At 57.8% G+C, this 15,512-nt stretch carries 18 protein-coding genes; 3 read left to right on the top strand and 15 right to left on the bottom strand.

Going from position 1 to position 15,512, the window contains the following annotated elements:
* Position 1: 1 nt before the first annotated feature.
* Positions 2 to 1,234: a M50 family metallopeptidase gene (locus tag HMPREF2860_RS03475; protein ID WP_038628684.1), complete on the bottom strand. Its 1,233-nt coding sequence runs from the start codon at positions 1,232 to 1,234 to the stop codon at positions 2 to 4.
* 215 nt (positions 1,235 to 1,449) lie between these two features.
* Here HMPREF2860_RS03475 and HMPREF2860_RS03480 point away from each other — a divergent pair, with 215 nt between their 5' ends.
* Complete coding sequence (locus HMPREF2860_RS03480) at positions 1,450 to 1,851, top strand: DUF2631 domain-containing protein (protein ID WP_038628682.1); 402 nt, start codon at positions 1,450 to 1,452, stop codon at positions 1,849 to 1,851.
* A 101-nt stretch (positions 1,852 to 1,952) separates the two neighbouring features.
* Here HMPREF2860_RS03480 and rlmN read toward each other — a convergent pair whose 3' ends face one another.
* Positions 1,953 to 3,050, bottom strand: coding sequence for a dual-specificity RNA methyltransferase RlmN (rlmN, locus tag HMPREF2860_RS03485; protein ID WP_038628681.1), 1,098 nt, complete (start codon positions 3,048 to 3,050; stop codon positions 1,953 to 1,955).
* Positions 3,051 to 3,167: 117 nt separating this feature from the next.
* Between rlmN and HMPREF2860_RS03490 the strand changes: the two genes are divergently transcribed.
* Positions 3,168 to 3,596: a lipopolysaccharide assembly protein LapA domain-containing protein gene (locus HMPREF2860_RS03490; protein ID WP_038628679.1), complete on the top strand. Its 429-nt coding sequence runs from the start codon at positions 3,168 to 3,170 to the stop codon at positions 3,594 to 3,596.
* Positions 3,597 to 3,617: 21 nt separating this feature from the next.
* Here HMPREF2860_RS03490 and HMPREF2860_RS03495 read toward each other — a convergent pair whose 3' ends face one another.
* The 5 genes from HMPREF2860_RS03495 to rpsB all read right to left on the bottom strand — a co-directional run bounded on the left by HMPREF2860_RS03495 (position 3,618) and on the right by rpsB (position 7,816).
* Positions 3,618 to 4,523 carry a phosphatidate cytidylyltransferase gene (locus tag HMPREF2860_RS03495; protein WP_038628677.1) on the bottom strand — a complete coding sequence of 302 codons (906 nt, stop codon included), beginning with the start codon at positions 4,521 to 4,523 and terminating at the stop codon, positions 3,618 to 3,620.
* A 39-nt stretch (positions 4,524 to 4,562) separates the two neighbouring features.
* The gene (frr, locus tag HMPREF2860_RS03500) at positions 4,563 to 5,120 is read right to left on the bottom strand and encodes a ribosome recycling factor (RefSeq protein WP_038628675.1); all 558 of its coding nucleotides are present in this window, start codon (positions 5,118 to 5,120) and stop codon (positions 4,563 to 4,565) included.
* Between the two features lie 83 nt (positions 5,121 to 5,203).
* Positions 5,204 to 5,929 carry a UMP kinase gene (gene pyrH / locus HMPREF2860_RS03505; RefSeq protein WP_005509726.1) on the bottom strand — a complete coding sequence of 242 codons (726 nt, stop codon included), beginning with the start codon at positions 5,927 to 5,929 and terminating at the stop codon, positions 5,204 to 5,206.
* Between the two features lie 182 nt (positions 5,930 to 6,111).
* Complete coding sequence (tsf, locus tag HMPREF2860_RS03510; RefSeq protein ID WP_048735543.1) at positions 6,112 to 6,939, bottom strand: translation elongation factor Ts; 828 nt, start codon at positions 6,937 to 6,939, stop codon at positions 6,112 to 6,114.
* A 55-nt stretch (positions 6,940 to 6,994) separates the two neighbouring features.
* Complete coding sequence (rpsB, locus tag HMPREF2860_RS03515; protein ID WP_038628671.1) at positions 6,995 to 7,816, bottom strand: 30S ribosomal protein S2; 822 nt, start codon at positions 7,814 to 7,816, stop codon at positions 6,995 to 6,997.
* A 376-nt stretch (positions 7,817 to 8,192) separates the two neighbouring features.
* Here rpsB and HMPREF2860_RS03520 point away from each other — a divergent pair, with 376 nt between their 5' ends.
* Positions 8,193 to 8,714, top strand: a complete 522-nt coding sequence (locus HMPREF2860_RS03520) for a murein hydrolase activator EnvC family protein (protein ID WP_038629559.1) — start codon at positions 8,193 to 8,195, stop codon at positions 8,712 to 8,714.
* On the opposite strand, the gene HMPREF2860_RS03525 is transcribed toward HMPREF2860_RS03520, so the two are convergent.
* The 8 genes from HMPREF2860_RS03525 to rplS all read right to left on the bottom strand — a co-directional run bounded on the left by HMPREF2860_RS03525 (position 8,711) and on the right by rplS (position 15,453).
* On the bottom strand, positions 8,711 to 9,550 hold the full coding sequence (locus HMPREF2860_RS03525; protein ID WP_253291864.1) for a tyrosine recombinase XerC: 840 nt from the start codon (positions 9,548 to 9,550) through the stop codon (positions 8,711 to 8,713). The two genes, HMPREF2860_RS03520 and HMPREF2860_RS03525, sit on opposite strands and share 4 nt — an antisense overlap.
* A 305-nt stretch (positions 9,551 to 9,855) precedes the next feature.
* Positions 9,856 to 10,992, bottom strand: a complete 1,137-nt coding sequence (dprA, locus tag HMPREF2860_RS03530; RefSeq protein WP_070560651.1) for a DNA-processing protein DprA — start codon at positions 10,990 to 10,992, stop codon at positions 9,856 to 9,858.
* Positions 10,993 to 11,022: 30 nt separating this feature from the next.
* Positions 11,023 to 12,555: a YifB family Mg chelatase-like AAA ATPase gene (locus HMPREF2860_RS03535; protein WP_070560649.1), complete on the bottom strand. Its 1,533-nt coding sequence runs from the start codon at positions 12,553 to 12,555 to the stop codon at positions 11,023 to 11,025.
* A complete protein-coding gene (locus HMPREF2860_RS03540; protein WP_053088413.1) occupies positions 12,556 to 12,978 on the bottom strand; it encodes a YraN family protein in 423 nt (140 codons plus the stop codon).
* 210 nt (positions 12,979 to 13,188) lie between these two features.
* Positions 13,189 to 13,491, bottom strand: a complete 303-nt coding sequence (locus HMPREF2860_RS03545; RefSeq protein WP_005509529.1) for a DUF2469 domain-containing protein — start codon at positions 13,489 to 13,491, stop codon at positions 13,189 to 13,191.
* Positions 13,492 to 13,545: 54 nt separating this feature from the next.
* Positions 13,546 to 14,190 carry a ribonuclease HII gene (locus HMPREF2860_RS03550; protein WP_083309517.1) on the bottom strand — a complete coding sequence of 215 codons (645 nt, stop codon included), beginning with the start codon at positions 14,188 to 14,190 and terminating at the stop codon, positions 13,546 to 13,548.
* Between the two features lie 49 nt (positions 14,191 to 14,239).
* Entirely contained in the window at positions 14,240 to 15,037 is a 798-nt protein-coding gene (lepB, locus tag HMPREF2860_RS03555) for a signal peptidase I (protein ID WP_070628591.1), read from the bottom strand.
* A gap of 74 nt (positions 15,038 to 15,111) precedes the next feature.
* On the bottom strand, positions 15,112 to 15,453 hold the full coding sequence (gene rplS, locus HMPREF2860_RS03560; protein WP_038628660.1) for a 50S ribosomal protein L19: 342 nt from the start codon (positions 15,451 to 15,453) through the stop codon (positions 15,112 to 15,114).
* Positions 15,454 to 15,512 lie beyond the last annotated feature (59 nt).

Below are 15,512 nucleotides of genomic sequence, written 5' to 3' on the forward strand. Positions count from 1 at the left end.
ATCAGCGGTTCAGCACAATTGGATTGACCACGTCAGCGGCCATGACCAGAACGCCGAAGACCAGCAAAACCGCGGTAAAGGCCATAGTAATTGGCATGAGTTTGGTGTAATCGGCAGGCCCAAGCGATGGCTTACCGAATGCCTTGCGAATCACGTCCCGAATGCGTTCATAAATAACAACGGCGATGTGGCCACCGTCGAGTGGCGGCAACGGCACGAGGTTGAACACGGCCAGGAAGTAATTGAGGTTGGCCAGCAATAGGAAAAATGAAGGCCACTGGTTCATCTCCACCAATTCACCGCCGGCACGCGAAGCACCGACGACGCTCATTGGGCTGGCCGGGTCACGCTGAGCACCGAAGATGGACGCAACCACACCGGGAACCTTCTCCGGGATGGAGAGCAGCCCGTTCCAAACCGCCCCAAAAAGACTGCCTGTGAAGCTGGCCGCACCGCCGATGGCGGTCACTGCGTTGTACTCGTGGAGGATAGTCTCTGGTCGCTGGAAGGCGATACCAATCGCTGGCTGGTCGATGTCCTGGCCGTCGTTAGTCTTGCGTTTGACGACTTCCGGGGTGACCGTGACCGTCTGGGTGCTGCCATTGCGGTCGATGGTCATTTTGATGTCGCCACCTGCAGAGCTGCCGATAAGAGACACAGCCTCGGGGTAGGACGTAATCTTGGTGCCATTGATCTTCTCAATCACATCTCCGGCACGTAGCCCTGCGCGCTCTGCAGGACCGGAACCAGTGCAGGGTTCCAGAGTGCCGTCGGCCCGCTGTGCCGGCGAGACGCACTGTACCGCCTGAATGCGCGGGGCCATTTCCTTACCCATATTGGGCAAACCCCACGTCACTGCGATGAAGTAAAGAATGATGAATCCCACGATGAGGTTCATCGCCACCCCACCGAGCATCACGATAATGCGCTGCCACCACGGCTTCTTGTACATAGCGTAGGGCTCTTCGGCAGGATCGATTGGATCCATAGCGGTCATACCTGCGATGTCGCAGAATCCGCCAAACGGAACTGCCTTTACTCCATACTCGGTGTCATGCCCTCCTGCCGCAGCGTGATGCCGCTTGAAGGAAAACAGCGTTGGGCCGAAGCCAATGAAGTACCGACGCACTTGCATTCCACACAGTCGAGCTGCGGTGAGATGGCCCCATTCGTGAAGGGCGATTGTCACCGCGATGCCGATTGCGAAGAGTAAAACTCCAAGAAGAAATGTCACGAGTGCTCACCCTACCCCCACTTTGGGCAAACCAGAACACCGCCGGAGAGTTTCCAGCCGGGCGAAGTCCCAATTTCAGCAAGTTCTAAGGTATCCTTACACCCGATACTCAAGATTGTCTGAAAATGCGCTCAGTCGCTTTCAGCAAAATCGCAGATAGACTGAAGTGCATATAGAGTGCAATTCGCCGAAAGTGTTAACAGGAGGACTTTCAAGTGAGCAACCACGAGCCAAAGGAAGAGATTTACCGCGGCGTCAGCACCCTCGACGAGCCGTCGGCGAAGTGGGGCTGGCACGGCATTAGCAAGAGCGCTATGCAGAAGGCCGGCTGGATTTCTGTGATCTTCCTGCTGGGCATGACCATCGGTAACCACAAGGGCAACGTCGAGAACTGGTGGCTGGTCGCCATTGCTGCCCTTATTGCCATTGGGCTGCTGCTGCAGCTGTTCGCCCCGCAGGGTTCCCAGGTCCGCACCGTTACCGGTCACAACAAGCCGGAAGGCCACATTGAGCCGGAGTGGGCACGTGACCAGGTTAACGGCACTGGTGTCTACGCTAACCTGACCGACTCCCAGCTGCGCTCCTGGAACCGCCTGCCGGAAGGACAGAACCAGTAGAGTTAGCCACTTTTGCAGAAAGTCTGGCCTAACAGCTCTATAGCGACAGCGCACAAAAAGATCCGCACCGAATTCGGTGCGGATCTTTTGCTATTCAGCGACTAAACCTCTTCAGCCGCCAGCTGACCACACGCTGCCGCAATCTCGTTGCCACGGGTATCGCGGACCGTGCACGGCACCCCCTGCGCCTGCACGCGACGGACGAATTCCTCCTGCTGCTTCTTCGGGGAGGCATCCCACTTCGAACCCGGAGTTGGGTTAAGCGGAATGAGGTTGACGTGGACACGTGAGCCCAGAGCGTTGTGGAGCTTCTTGCCCAACAGGTCTGCACGCCAGTCCTGGTCATTAATATCGCGAATCAAAGCGTACTCAATAGATACGCGACGGCCAGTCTTGTCTGCGTAATAGCGAGCTGCATCAAGTACCTCCGCCACTGTAAAGCGATTGTTAATCGGTACCAGCTCATCGCGAAGCTCATCGTCCGGAGTGTGCAGAGACACCGCGAGGGTCACTGACAGGTCCTCGTCGGCAAGCCGTCGGATGTTCGGCGCGAAACCGACCGTAGAAACAGTGACATTGCGCATCGAGATGCCGAATCCCTGCGGCGACGGCCGCGTGATGCGATGGACCGCGGCGAGAACGCGATTGTAGTTCGCGAGCGGCTCGCCCATGCCCATAAATACGATGTTGGTCAGACGACCGCCCTCAGCTGCCATAGTAGCAGCGGCCTCACGAACCTGGTCGACAATCTCCGCGGTGGAAAGATTACGCTGCAGACCGCCTTGACCCGTCGCACAGAATGGGCATGCCATACCGCAACCGGCCTGTGAGGAGATACAGAGGGTCGCACGCCCCGGATACTTCATCAGCACGGATTCCAGCAGCGTACCGTCACCTGCACGCCACAGAGTCTTACGGGTCTCGCCGTCGTCACAGGTGATGTGGCGAACGGGAGTCAACAGAGGTGGGAAGAGACTGTCCTTGACCTTTTGACGATCTGCTTCCGGCAGATCAGTCATCGTCATAGGGTCAGCCTCGAGCCGACCGTAATAGTGCCGGGCAATCTGATCGGCACGGAAGGCCGGCAGGCCCAGTTCCTTGACCGCAGCTTTCCGTTCCTCAACATCGAGGTCCGCAAAATGGGTCGCGGGCATGCCGCGACGTGGAGCTTTAAGAACGATTGGAAGTGAAGATGCCATGATAGCACCCATTTTCGCATGTAATGACGGTTTTGGCCTAATGAGTGACTCGGCAGCCGCAACTAAGTGGACCTTTATAAGTGGTACATACCTGCCAAAACGTGTTGAATGATAGGTATGACTAACGCTAATCAGCCGAATAACGACAGTCCGCTTTTCGATGATGCTCCGTCGCACTCCCCAAATGATTCCGTGGCTCCTGCACCTGAGCAGGACAACCTTCCAGAGCCAGTCGTTGACGCACCGACAGAGAAGGACTCCGCACCGGAGCCAGCGCCCGCCCCTGGCCGGCGCAAGGTGAAAAAGACTACCGCGGGCTCGATGTGGGTTGGCCTGGTCATCAGTGCAGTTTTGCTGATCGTACTGCTGGTGTTCATTCTGCAGAATCAGCAGGAGACCGCACTAAACCTGTTCGGCTGGACCTGGAACTTCCCAGTCGGCGTCGGAATGCTGTTCGCTGCCATCCTCGGCGCCCTCATCACCGCACTCATCGGTGGCTGGCGAATGTTTGATCTGCGCCGCCAGATTCGTAAGGGCGGCAACTAAAGGCCGATTGAACCAGCCAAATTAAACTAGGCTGAATAGCTGCAATATCAGCCACGTCATCGCGGCTGATGGCAGCATGCCATCCAGGCGGTCCATCAGACCGCCGTGGCCCGGCAAAATCGAGGACATATCTTTAATCCCCAGATCTCGTTTGAACTGGGACTCCATCAGGTCACCAAGCGTAGCCGAGATAACCAGGGCGATGCCCAGCACAATGCCCTGCCACCACGGCGCGTGCAACATAAAGATCGCACAGAGCGCTCCAGTAATGGTGGCGAGTACAAGAGAGCCGCCGAACCCTTCCCAGGATTTTTTAGGGCTTACCTTTGGGGCCATCGGATGCTTTCCGAACATTACACCAGCGGCATAGCCTCCGACGTCATTTGAAATAACGCCAATCATGAAGGTCACAATGACCAGACGCGGATCAACCCCCCAGGGATTGTCCATGCGTACCAGCTGCACAGCTAGCGCGGCAAAGAACGGAATCCACATCACCACGAAAACTCCGACTGCGACATCTCGCAGCCAGTTCCGTGGTGCTTCGGCCATCCCGTGTAAGAACAGGCGGACGACCAGCAAGAGCATCAGGGTCGCGGCCAGGCCCATCACCAAACCGTCAATCCCCCAGTAGGCGGACAACCACACCATCAGCTGTCCGCCGAGAATCAGAACCGGGCGAGGGACCTGCCAATCGGACTCACGGAGCCGCTCGCAGACCTCCCAGGTTGCGAGACCAACCGCCCCGGCGACCAGAACGGTCCATGCGAGCGACCCCAGCAACAAGCTGATGATGACGACTGCACCAAGTGCTACGCCCACCGTGATTGCAACCGACAGGTTCCGGCCTGCTGAGTTGCGTGGCTTAATAAGCCGTAGTTCGTCTAGAACACGTTCCTTATTGGACGCTGGCTTCGACGTTGGCATTGGCGCCTCAAATCCCCTCTCCCGGTTGAATATGAAGGCCTAAACCTCCATCAGTTCCGCTTCCTTGCGTTCAACCAAGGAGTCCACCTGCTCGACGTAGTTCTTGGTGACCTGGTCCAGCTCCTTTTCGCCTGCCTGCACCTCATCCTCGCCAGCATCGCCGTCCTTCTGAATCTTCTTCAGAGTTTCCATGCCCTTACGACGGACATTGCGAATCGCGATCTTGGCGTCTTCGCCCTTCGAGCGGGCAACTTTAACCATCTCACGACGGCGCTCCTCGGTCAGCTGCGGGATAGTTACGCGCAGGACCTGGCCATCATTAGTCGGGTTCACACCCAGGTCGGAGTTGCGAATCGCGTTTTCGATGTCGCCCATGACGCTCAGCTCATACGGCTTAATCAGCAGCATGCGCGGCTCTGGAACCGAAATGGTAGCCATCTGGGTAATCGGAGTCGGAACACCGTAGTACTCCGCAATAACGCCGTTGAACATCGCCGGGTTCGCACGGCCAGTGCGAATGTGGGTCAGCTCCTCGCGGCAGTGTTCTACGGAGCTACCGTACTTTTCTTCACAGTCAAGCAGGACTTCATCAATCATTGTGTTTTTAACCTCGGGTTTCTACGCGGGTTCTAGATAGTTCTAGAGCGCTCTGTGGAAAGAACGTATTACGAACAAATTTATCAGCTGTGGACGAGAGTACCGATTTGCTCACCGGCTACCGCGCGCGCAATGTTTCCGTCGGTAAGCAGATTAAACACGAGAATCGGCATGTTGTTGTCCATGCACAGGGAGAAAGCGGTGGCATCCGCAACGCGCAGGTCGCGTTCCAGAACCTCACGGTGGGTGATGTCGTCGAACAGCTCTGCGTCCGGCACCTCACGTGGGTCGGCCGAGTAGACACCGTCAACGGCCTTGGCCATCAGCAGCACCTCGCAGCCGATCTCCAGGGCGCGCTGGGCGGCGGTGGTGTCGGTGGAGAAGTACGGCATACCCATACCTGCACCAAAGATGACCACGCGGCCCTTCTCCAGGTGGCGCTTAGCACGCAACGGCAGGTACGGCTCCGAGACCTGTGCCATATTGATTGCAGTTTGAACGCGGCAGTCCACGCCCTCCTGCTCGAGGAAGTCCTGCAGAGCCAGGCAGTTCATGACCGTGCCCAGCATGCCCATGTAGTCAGAGCGTGCGCGGTCCATGCCGCGCTGCTGAAGCTGTGCGCCACGGAAGAAGTTACCTCCGCCGATGACGACACAGACCTCGACGCCCTTTCGGGAAACTTCCGCAATCTGTCGGGCAACGTTTTGCACCACGTCCGGGTCAACGCCAACCTTGCCGCCACCGAACATTTCACCACCCAGCTTGAGCATCACACGTTTGAAGCCATTGCGCTCGACAGATTCTGCCATGACCATGCACCTTTCTCACACCGTTTAAAAAGTCGCAGACGAGTCTACCCGGTCACGACAGCAAGGCACACTTGACGCTCCGCATTGTCTGCAACATGGCAGCAAAATGCCCCACCCGAAGCAATCGGATGGGGCATTCACACTAGCTAGCAGCTAGAGGTTAGAGCACAAATTACAGCGAATTAGTGCTGACCAACCTCGAAGCGGACGAAACCGGTCAGGGTAACGCCAGCCTCTTCCATGAGCTGCTTAACGGTCTTCTTGCTGTCAGCGACGGAAGGCTGCTCCAGCAGAACAACGTCCTTGTAGAAGCCGTTCAGACGGCCCTCGACGATCTTGGCGATAGCCTGCTCCGGCTTGCCCTCTTCGCGAGTAATCTTCTCGTAGACAGCGCGCTCTGCCTCGACGCGGTCAGCCGGGACATCCTCGCGGGACAGGTACTGAGCCTTCAGAGCGGCAACCTGCATAGCTGCTGCGTGAGCAGTCTCTGCAGCGCCCTCTCCCTCACCGGTGTAAGCAACCAGAACACCGACAGCTGCCGGCAGGTCTGCTGCACGGCGGTGCAGGTAGACAGCGATGTTGTCGCCCTCGAGAGTAGCAGCGCGACGCAGCTCCAGCTTCTCACCGATCTTTGCGGAGAGCTCCTGGGTAGCCTCAGCTGCGGTCTGACCGTCGAGGTCAGCTGCTGCGAGCTCTTCCGGGGAGTTTGCCTTGACTGCTGCGGCAGCGTCGGCGACCTTGTTGGCGAAGTCGATGAACTCCTGGTTCTTGGCAACGAAGTCGGTCTCGGAGTTGACCTCGACCATGGTGTTACCAGAAACAGCAATCAGGCCCTCGGCAGCGGTGCGCTCTGCACGCTTGCCGACGTCCTTTGCGCCCTTAATGCGCAGGATCTCGACAGCCTTATCGAAATCGCCGTCGGTCTCGACGAGTGCGTCCTTACAAGCCTTCATGCCGGAGCCGGTCAGCTCACGGAGCTTCTTGACATCAGCAGCAGTGAAATTCGCCATGCTGGGCGTTCCTCCTTGTGGTGGTTAGAACTTGTGGTGGTTAGAAAGTTCAGCTTTACTCAGCGGATGCCGTCTCAGTTGCAGCGGAGCCCTCGGCGTCCATCTCTGCAGCCTGGTCGGTGTTCTCAGCGGCGGACTCAATCGGAGCGTCGCCTGCTGCTTCGCGAGCAGCGTTGGCCTCGCGCTCAGCGCGAGCCTTGCGGCCCTCTTCAACAGCGGTGGAGATGATGCGGGTCAGCACGGAAGCAGCGCGGATTGCGTCGTCGTTGCCCGGGATCGGGAAATCAACGTCATCCGGGTCGCAGTTGGTGTCCAGGATGGCAACAACCGGAATGCCCAGCTTCTTAGCCTCGGAGACAGCGATGTGCTCCTTGTTGGTGTCAACAATCCACAGTGCGGACGGAACCTTGGACATGTCGCGAATGCCACCCAGGGTGCGCTCCAGCTTGGTGCGCTCACGGGTCAGCATCAGGATTTCCTTCTTGCCGCGACCCTCGTAGCCGTTTTCAGCAGCGTCCATTGCCTGAAGCTCCTTCAGGCGAGCCAGGCGCTTGGAAACGGTGGCGAAGTTGGTCAGCATACCGCCGAGCCAGCGGTGGTTGACGTACGGCATGTCAACGCGCTCTGCCTCGTTCTGAACGGCTTCCTGAGCCTGCTTCTTGGTACCGACGAACAGGATGTTGCCACCGTGAGCGACAGTCTCCTTGACGAACTCGAAAGCCTCGTCGATGTAGGTCAGGGTCTGCTGCAGGTCGATGATGTAGATACCATTGCGCTCGGTGAAGATGAAACGCTTCATCTTCGGGTTCCAACGACGGGTCTGGTGACCGAAGTGGACACCTGCATCGAGCAGTTCTCGCATGGATACAACAGCCATGTCATATTCAGGGAAGATCCTCACGTCCAGCCTGACTAGGGCTGCGGCTGCTTCCCTTCCTTTCTTATCCGATATAGGTGGTTACAGTTCACGCACAGGCTTTCCCTGTGCCCTAGCGCTCCCCCGCTGCCTCACACCCGACAGATATCCTGCCGAGCACCCGTGAACCAGCCGGAATGGGTCGCGCGCGTAGTCTTTGCGCTAATGACCGCCCATTAAGGCAGACACCGCGAGCGTAATCTTATCTGATACATCGCGCAGGTCGCAATATCTGACACACCCTACTATCCACAGGGCAAAAAGTCATCCACAGCTAGAACCGTTTGCAATGCACTGCCGCTTGTCGACGAGTGCAGCGTCCGCCACACTATCGCGCATGACGACCAAGCAGAGTTTCAGGCGCTCGCTAATGCGCACATTAGCGCTATTCGTGCTCGCTGTCGCGCTAACAACACCCCCAAGCCCACCTGCAGCTACCGGCGAACCAATATCCACTATTGCACATACCTTCCCTGTCCACGGCAAAGTTCTACGCGACTACGCCCCACCGGAAAAACGCTGGCAGCCTGGACACCGCGGAGTTGACCTGAACGCCTCCCCGGGCCAGCCAATCCGCGCCTCAGCGCCCGGTGTGGTGCATTTCGCCGGTTCTATTGCCGGAATGACTTCCGTGTCGATCATGCACGCCGATGGCATCCGCACAACCTATCAGCCCATAGATACCGCACTAGAAAAGGGAGACCGCGTGGCCGCAGGCCAGGTGATTGGCCATCTTGTGGTCAGCGCCAATCATCCCGAACCGGGCCTGCATTGGGGTGCGCTGCGTGGCAAGGACTATCTCAATCCGCTGGATTTGATACAGCGGAGGCCAATCGTGCTCAAGTCCGTGCGCAGTTAAGCGCGCGGATGTGCCCGCTTATGTACTTCACGGAGGCGGTCCGCTGAGACGTGGGTATAAATCTGTGTGGTCGCCAGACTCGAATGGCCGAGCATCTCCTGCACCACACGCAAGTCAGCGCCACCTTCCACCATGGCCGTGGCCGCAGAGTGCCGAAGCGCATGCGGTGAAACATCAGCCCATTTATGAATAACTCGGCGCGCCTGCCGCGGATTCAACCTACCTCCACGCACACCGAGAAAAAGCGCATGTTCAGCCTGTGCGGAAGCATGAAAGTTTCCACGCACCTGGAGCCAGCCTTTGAGCGCCGCCTCCGCTGGCATCCCAAAGGGCACGATGCGCTGCTTGTTACCCTTACCCACTACCGAGATGATGTGGCGGGAGAAGTCCACATCAGAGACGTCGGCCTTGCACAGCTCCTCTACACGCATCCCAGTGGCATACAACAATTCCACGATGGCCAAGTCGCGTGCCGCTACTGCACTGTCCTCAGAAGAGACTTTCTCGATTGCTGCCTCAACCTTCTCCGGCGAGAGCACTTCCGGGAGATGCTGATGCTTCTTCGGTGTTGACAGCCGCAGCGACGGATCAGCATCGAGAAGTTTCCGAGCTACAAGCCAACTACAGAACTGCCGAATAGACGTCGTTAAGCGAGCCAGCGATGACCGCGCAGCCCCCTCCGCATGCTTCGCGCCGAGGTGCGTACGGATGACCGGGGTGGAGAGTTCACTGATGTGGTTCAGGCCGGCGAGGAGGGGGATGAGATCGGCTCGATAGGCGCGGACGGTTGCACCGGAGAGCCTGCGGGAATAAGTCAGCTCATCGAGAAAATCCATGAGTACGGCCTCAATATTGGCGGATAGCCCGAAATCCGAATCAGCCGTGTCGTCTTTATCGGTTGCGCGCTTCACGGTTCTGACCTTAGTCGATGCACGCCGCAAGGCCTCACCAGACAGCGGAAAAGGCAGTGACTCCGACTTTCGCCAGAGCCACTGCCCTATTGCCTCACCCATGTCACAAGCCCGTTTCCGTAACAGTTACTTAGGCTTGCCTTGCCTATATTACTGAGTGTACAGAGAATTGCAATACCTAATTCAAGATTTTTTCGAGATTCTTTGCAGAAGATTTTACTAATACTTCACTAACGCCTCTGTTCCTGGCGCAACCACCCACCCTCCACTCGATTGGTCAGCCCCTGTCCCTGCAGCTCTAACAACAAATGTGTCGTAAGCGCTATGGCTAATCCCGCCTGTGCCGCGACTTTTCCCACTGGTGTTGGCTCCGCAGAATTCAGGGAGTCGTAGACAGCGAGCTCGTTTCGAGAAAGCTTCTGCACCGCCGACTTTTCCCACAACAATTCGAGCTGAGCATCCTCATTCACTGTGCCAACTGACCGATACAGCGACCGCACATTGTCGGCGCTACACACCAGTACAGCCTCGCCACTGCGGATTAGGTCATGACAGCCAGAGGTTGTTTGCAGCGTCACCGGTCCCGGCACTGCTCCCAAAGGCTTGTTTAACCTCACTGCCCAGTTCGCTGTGTTACGCGCCCCTGAACGCCAGCCCGCCTCGACGATTGTGGTTGCTCGTGATAGGGCCGCTACCAGCCGATTCCTAGTCAAGAACCGATGTCGCGCAGGTCGCACTCCCGGTGGATACTCCGTGACCAGCGCACCCCGCTCTGCAATCCGGTCGAAGAGTTCTGCATGCGCCCGCGGATAGTCAACCCCTACACCACCCGCTCCGACCACAACCGTAGTGCCGCCAGCGTCGAGCGCAGCACGATGCGCCGCGGCATCAATCCCCAACGCACCACCACTGATGACACTAACTCCCGCATTCGCGAACTGCCCCGCGAATTGGGCCGCCACTTGTGTCCCGTAGCTGCTGGCCATCCGCGTTCCGACAATCGCCACCGCTTCACTGAGCATCTCCCGCAAGTCACGGCCACGAACCCACAGCGCAAGTGGTGGCGCATCGGCGCGGTCACGGATTTCGAGCGTCGTAAAGCAGGACAGCAGCTCCCCCGGCCACTCTGGGTGCCCCGGATAAATAAGGCGCCAACCCATCGCTGCCGCCAGCTCTAGATCGTGGCCACTCTGGTCAACCTCGGCTCGTGCCTGCGTCGTATTGAGTAGACCTTCCGGCAGCCCGGCGCGAACCTTGATCCTCTCCGCTACCTCTACCGGCCCAAACTCCGTCACGAGTCGCACAATCTGCGGATGCGTCGCCTCTACCACACGATTCAGATAGGCCCACGCGTGAATTTCGTCCATTTTCTCCCCCTTGATAATGGTTCGGTTGTATTAGCCGCCCTCGCGGTCGTGCAGCTTGCAGGCACGTTGCACGTGCTCGAAGGTAAACGCGTCTATCCCCTCGAGATCTGCAAGTGTCCACGCCACTGCGATTACTTTGTCCACTCCCCGCTGGGTAATCTCTCCTTTTCTCAGTTGGAAGTCCAATAGCGCCATCGCCTCCTCGTCCAGGCCCGCGTGACGACGGAGAAGCGAACGTGGCACGCTCGCGTTGGTGACGGCCACTTCGTCGGCAAGACCCAAGCCCTGCCATCGGCGGCAGGCACGGTCACGTGCGGCCTGTACCCGCTCACGAACGGCCGCCGAGGGCTCATTGTCTGCTTTGTTTCTGATGCCCAGATTGGCCCCGGCAGGACTCAGCGTCACGTTGAGATCCATGCGATCGCGAAGCGGCCCCGATAATGCACGACCGTGTTTGGCTCGCTCAGCACTAGAACAGGTGCATTCGCTGGCATATGCCGCCCCACACCGACATGGATTAGTCGCCATGACTAGTTGTGTTCTCGCCGGAAAGGTCACTCGATGATGCGTACGCAGGTGGACGACCACCCCGTTTTCCAGCGGCATCCGCAACGCATCCAATACTGCCGGGCGCATGAGAGTAATTTCGTCCAAAAAGAGCACCCCATGGTGGGCAAGGCTAAGCGCGCCGGGCTTGGGCACGGCACCACCTCCGACTAGCGCTGCCACAGTGGCGCTGTGATGTGGAGCCACAAAAGGCGGATGCTGGACAAGCGTGTCCCTATTATCGAGCGCTCCGGCCACCGAATGCAGCGCGGTAACCTCCAGCTGCTGCCACTTCTGCAATGGTGGCAGAATTGTGGGCAAACGCTCAGCAAGCATGGACTTGCCAGTTCCCGGAGAACCCTGCATGAACAGATTGTGCCCACCTGCTGCGGCTACCTCGAGAGCGAAGCGCGCTTCAGATTGACCATCGACATCGGCTAGGTCTACCGAAAAGGTTTGTTCGCTGGGGTCGTCGTTAAGCGCGGTCCTCAAACCCGATCCGGTGAGCACCCAACCCCATAGCTGTGTGAGGTCAGCTGCGGTACAGACTGCGATGCCGTCGACAAGCGCGGCTTCGGCGGCGTTGGCGGCGGGGACGATAACCCAACGGGCTCCAGCTTCGCGGGCGGCAAGGACCTGCGGTAGCACCCCTAGCACCGGCCGAATGGAACCGTCGAGCCCGAGTTCGCCAATGAGAACCGTCTGACGGAGGCGACCGCGTGCCTCCATGTCATCGTTGGTTGCGATAAGGATGGCGCAGACGATGGCGAGATCAAAGCTGGTGCCGTGCTTGCGGATATGCGCCGGCGACAAACTCACAACGACTTTTGTCTTCGGCCAGAGCAGTTGTGAGTTGGCAACTGCCGTGCGCACGCGATGCTTGGCTTCTCCGACGGCGGCATCGCCGAGCCCACCGATATACATTCCTGGCAAGCCACGCCCAACGTCAGCTTCGACCTGCACAATTGTTCCCTCAATGCCACTGAGGCTGACCGCAAGGGCTGTACCGACAGTCATCTAGCAGTCCCACATGATTCCGTCGCAGATTGCGGGAATGTACGTAACCGCTACGACCGGAGGACTGGATGAAGGGCTGGATACGGTGACTTCTGCGCAGTCGATAATTACGGCATCTAACCAGTAGGTGGAGCTTTCTGACAGCCACCGTGCCGCTGCTTTGCGCAAATGACGAATCTTGGCTGCTGTGATTGCCTCTCTGCCGTCCCCAAACTGACTACTTCGCGAACTGCGCCGCGTTTTTACTTCCACAAAATGCAGCCGACCGTCGACGTCTTCAGCAATAAGATCGAGCTCATAGCGCCCGACGCGTTCATTCCGAGCAATAACTTCCCACCCCTGATCCTCCAACATCTCAGCGACGAAATCCTCCCCGAACTCGCCGAGCTGTCTTGTAGTCAGTTCTTCGAAGTCCTGTGTCATAGCCCCGGTCCCCCTGGTTCCCCATTGAATTCTTCTTTGGCTATTTGCTGCCTAGACTTTTGCCGCCTTGGCGGTTCGGAAACACTCTTGCACAGCGGGCATGACAAAGGCCTTCCGATAGATGCTCGGAAGGCCCTAACTGTGGATAATTTTTCGACTGTGGATAACTGTTAGCAGCTAGCTATACCAAGAGATGAGAAGCTATAAAAGCTACGGCAGTCGTAGGTCAGGCTTATCCAGTTCCTCGATATTGACGTCCTTGAAAGTGATGACGCGCACGTAGCGGACAAATCGTGCCGGGCGGTGGACATCCCACACCCAGGCGTCCGACATCCGCAGCTCGAAGTAGACCTCGTTTTCGCTGTTGTGCGGGATTAGCTCCACAGCGTTGGCAAGGTAGAACCTACGCTCCGTCTCAACAACGTAGGAAAACTGACTAACGACATCGCGGAACTCCTTGTACAGAGATAGTTCAACGTCGGCCTCGTAGTTTTCTAGATCTTCTGCGCTCACGACCGCGACGGCTCCTTCGAGTGTTTACATGTTGCTCTTTTTGTACATGTTGGTCTATTCGGGGTGCTCAAGATACTCCGCGTGCGCCAAGCGCACATTGCGGTATGACCACCGATGTTCCGGGGTCGCGCCATGGCGTGAAATCGCTTCCATATGCGATGCCGTGCCGTAGCCCTTATGCCCCGCCAGACCATAGTCCGGATACTTCTCCGATAGGTCAACCATAATGCGGTCGCGGGTGACTTTGGCTAAGACACTCGCAGCAGCAATACATCGGCAAGCGGAATCACCGCCAATCACGGGCAAATAGGGTGCCGTGAAGCCGGACACCTTGAGTGCGTCGGTAAGCACGTAGCCAGGACGCTGCCCCAACCCGGCTACCGCGCGGCGCATTCCAGTGACATTCGCGTCCTGGATGCCGAATTGATCGATGTAAGACGCGGGGATCGTCGTCACGCAAAAAGAAGTGGCGAAGCGTTGGATGAGCGGAAAGAGCCGTTCGCGTGCGGCTGGCGTGAGCTTTTTAGAATCGGTGAGCTTATCCAGCTCTGCAATGGGGCGTTCGGGAAGGCAGCAGGCGGCGATAACTATCGGGCCTGCACAGGCGCCACGGCCAGCCTCGTCGACCCCGGCTACAGGCCCAAAGCCACACTTTGCCAGCGCGACCTCCATCGTGCGCGACTGCTTCAACCTCCGCAGTTTCGGCGCCGTCGGCTTGAGCAGGCTGTGCTGACTAGTTGTGCTGGATTTAGTTGTGCTGGATGTCCGGATCATCGACGCCACCGATTCGGTTAAACGGCAGAATGATTGCCTGCACCTTGCCGACGACGTTATCCAGCGGCACAGTACCCTGCAGCTCGTCACCCATGTGATAGCGAGAGTCCGCAGAGTTGGTGCGGTTGTCGCCCATGACCCACAGATGCCCCTCCGGCACTGTTACCGGCCCGAAGTACGGGCCACCACACTGCTCTGAGCCAAGATTATCCACCACCGGCTTGTCTGCCGGAGTTTTAATGAAATCCTGGTCTGTCATCTTGCCGTCTACCATGATGCCGGGATCTCCTGGGCGGCACTGCACAGTCTGACCACCCGTGGCAATCACACGCTTGACCAACGCATTTTCATCCGGTGCAACAAGGCCAATCCAGGACCCAACCGTCTGCAGCGAGTTCGCCACCGGGTTAGTTGAACGCTGTGACACGTAGTTACTATTCCAGGACTCCGGGCCATTAAAGACAACAACATCGCCGGGCTTGGGATCTGAGAACTGGTAGGAAACCTTATCCACCCAAATGCGGTCACCAGTGCACCCCGCACAACCGTTGAGCGTCGGCTGCATCGACTCAGATGGGATCACGTAGACGCGGCCGATAAAGGACTGCACACCGGCACTGATGAGCAGGGCAATCACGATAATGATTGGAATCTCGATGTACCACGGAGTGTGCTTTTCAGGCTCCTCGTCAAGTTTCCGGAAGCCTTTCAAGCCATCAGTACGGTCTTCTTTTTGGCCGTCAGCCTGTTCGCGCGAATCGTCGTCGGTCATGGAAAAAGACTATACGCGATAGAAAAATCCCCACCGAGCTCAACACTCGATGGGGATTATTTTGCGCCAAAAGACTAGCGGCGCTCCTTGATGCGTGCAGCCTTACCGCGCAGGTTGCGCAGGTAGTACAGCTTCGCACGGCGAACGTCGCCCTTGAAGACAACGCGAATCTCATCGATATTCGGGGAGTGCACCGGGAAGGTACGCTCAACGCCGATACCGAAGGACATCTTGCGGACGGTGAAGGTCTCACGGATGCCGCCGCCCTGGCGACGGATAACGACGCCCTTGAAGACCTGAATACGCTCGGTCTTACCTTCAACAATCTTTACGTCGACCTCGACGGTGTCACCAGCGCGGAACTCCGGAATGTCGTCGCGCAGGTATGCTGCATCAACCTTGTCAAGAATGTTCATGGAAACTTATTCCTTTACTTTTTGCATAGACAGAGGACCCTGGCGGCGCTTTCCCACAG

The organism is Corynebacterium sp. HMSC064E10, assembly GCF_001812505.1.
In the GTDB taxonomy this organism is placed as follows: domain Bacteria; phylum Actinomycetota; class Actinomycetes; order Mycobacteriales; family Mycobacteriaceae; genus Corynebacterium; species Corynebacterium amycolatum.

Coding starts and splice junctions, on each gene's coding strand:
- rlmN (WP_038628681.1), bottom strand. CDS start 3,050: ATGGCATCTTCACTTCCAATCGTTCTTAAAGCTCCACGTCGCGGCATG.
- HMPREF2860_RS03490 (WP_038628679.1), top strand. CDS start 3,168: ATGACTAACGCTAATCAGCCGAATAACGACAGTCCGCTTTTCGATGAT.
- HMPREF2860_RS03495 (WP_038628677.1), bottom strand. CDS start 4,523: ATGCCAACGTCGAAGCCAGCGTCCAATAAGGAACGTGTTCTAGACGAA.
- frr (WP_038628675.1), bottom strand. CDS start 5,120: ATGATTGATGAAGTCCTGCTTGACTGTGAAGAAAAGTACGGTAGCTCC.
- pyrH (WP_005509726.1), bottom strand. CDS start 5,929: ATGGCAGAATCTGTCGAGCGCAATGGCTTCAAACGTGTGATGCTCAAG.
- tsf (WP_048735543.1), bottom strand. CDS start 6,939: ATGGCGAATTTCACTGCTGCTGATGTCAAGAAGCTCCGTGAGCTGACC.
- rpsB (WP_038628671.1), bottom strand. CDS start 7,816: ATGGCTGTTGTATCCATGCGAGAACTGCTCGATGCAGGTGTCCACTTC.
- HMPREF2860_RS03520 (WP_038629559.1), top strand. CDS start 8,193: ATGACGACCAAGCAGAGTTTCAGGCGCTCGCTAATGCGCACATTAGCG.
- HMPREF2860_RS03525 (WP_253291864.1), bottom strand. CDS start 9,550: ATGGATTTTCTCGATGAGCTGACTTATTCCCGCAGGCTCTCCGGTGCA.
- dprA (WP_070560651.1), bottom strand. CDS start 10,992: ATGGACGAAATTCACGCGTGGGCCTATCTGAATCGTGTGGTAGAGGCG.
- HMPREF2860_RS03535 (WP_070560649.1), bottom strand. CDS start 12,555: ATGACTGTCGGTACAGCCCTTGCGGTCAGCCTCAGTGGCATTGAGGGA.
- HMPREF2860_RS03540 (WP_053088413.1), bottom strand. CDS start 12,978: ATGACACAGGACTTCGAAGAACTGACTACAAGACAGCTCGGCGAGTTC.
- lepB (WP_070628591.1), bottom strand. CDS start 15,037: ATGACCGACGACGATTCGCGCGAACAGGCTGACGGCCAAAAAGAAGAC.
- rplS (WP_038628660.1), bottom strand. CDS start 15,453: ATGAACATTCTTGACAAGGTTGATGCAGCATACCTGCGCGACGACATT.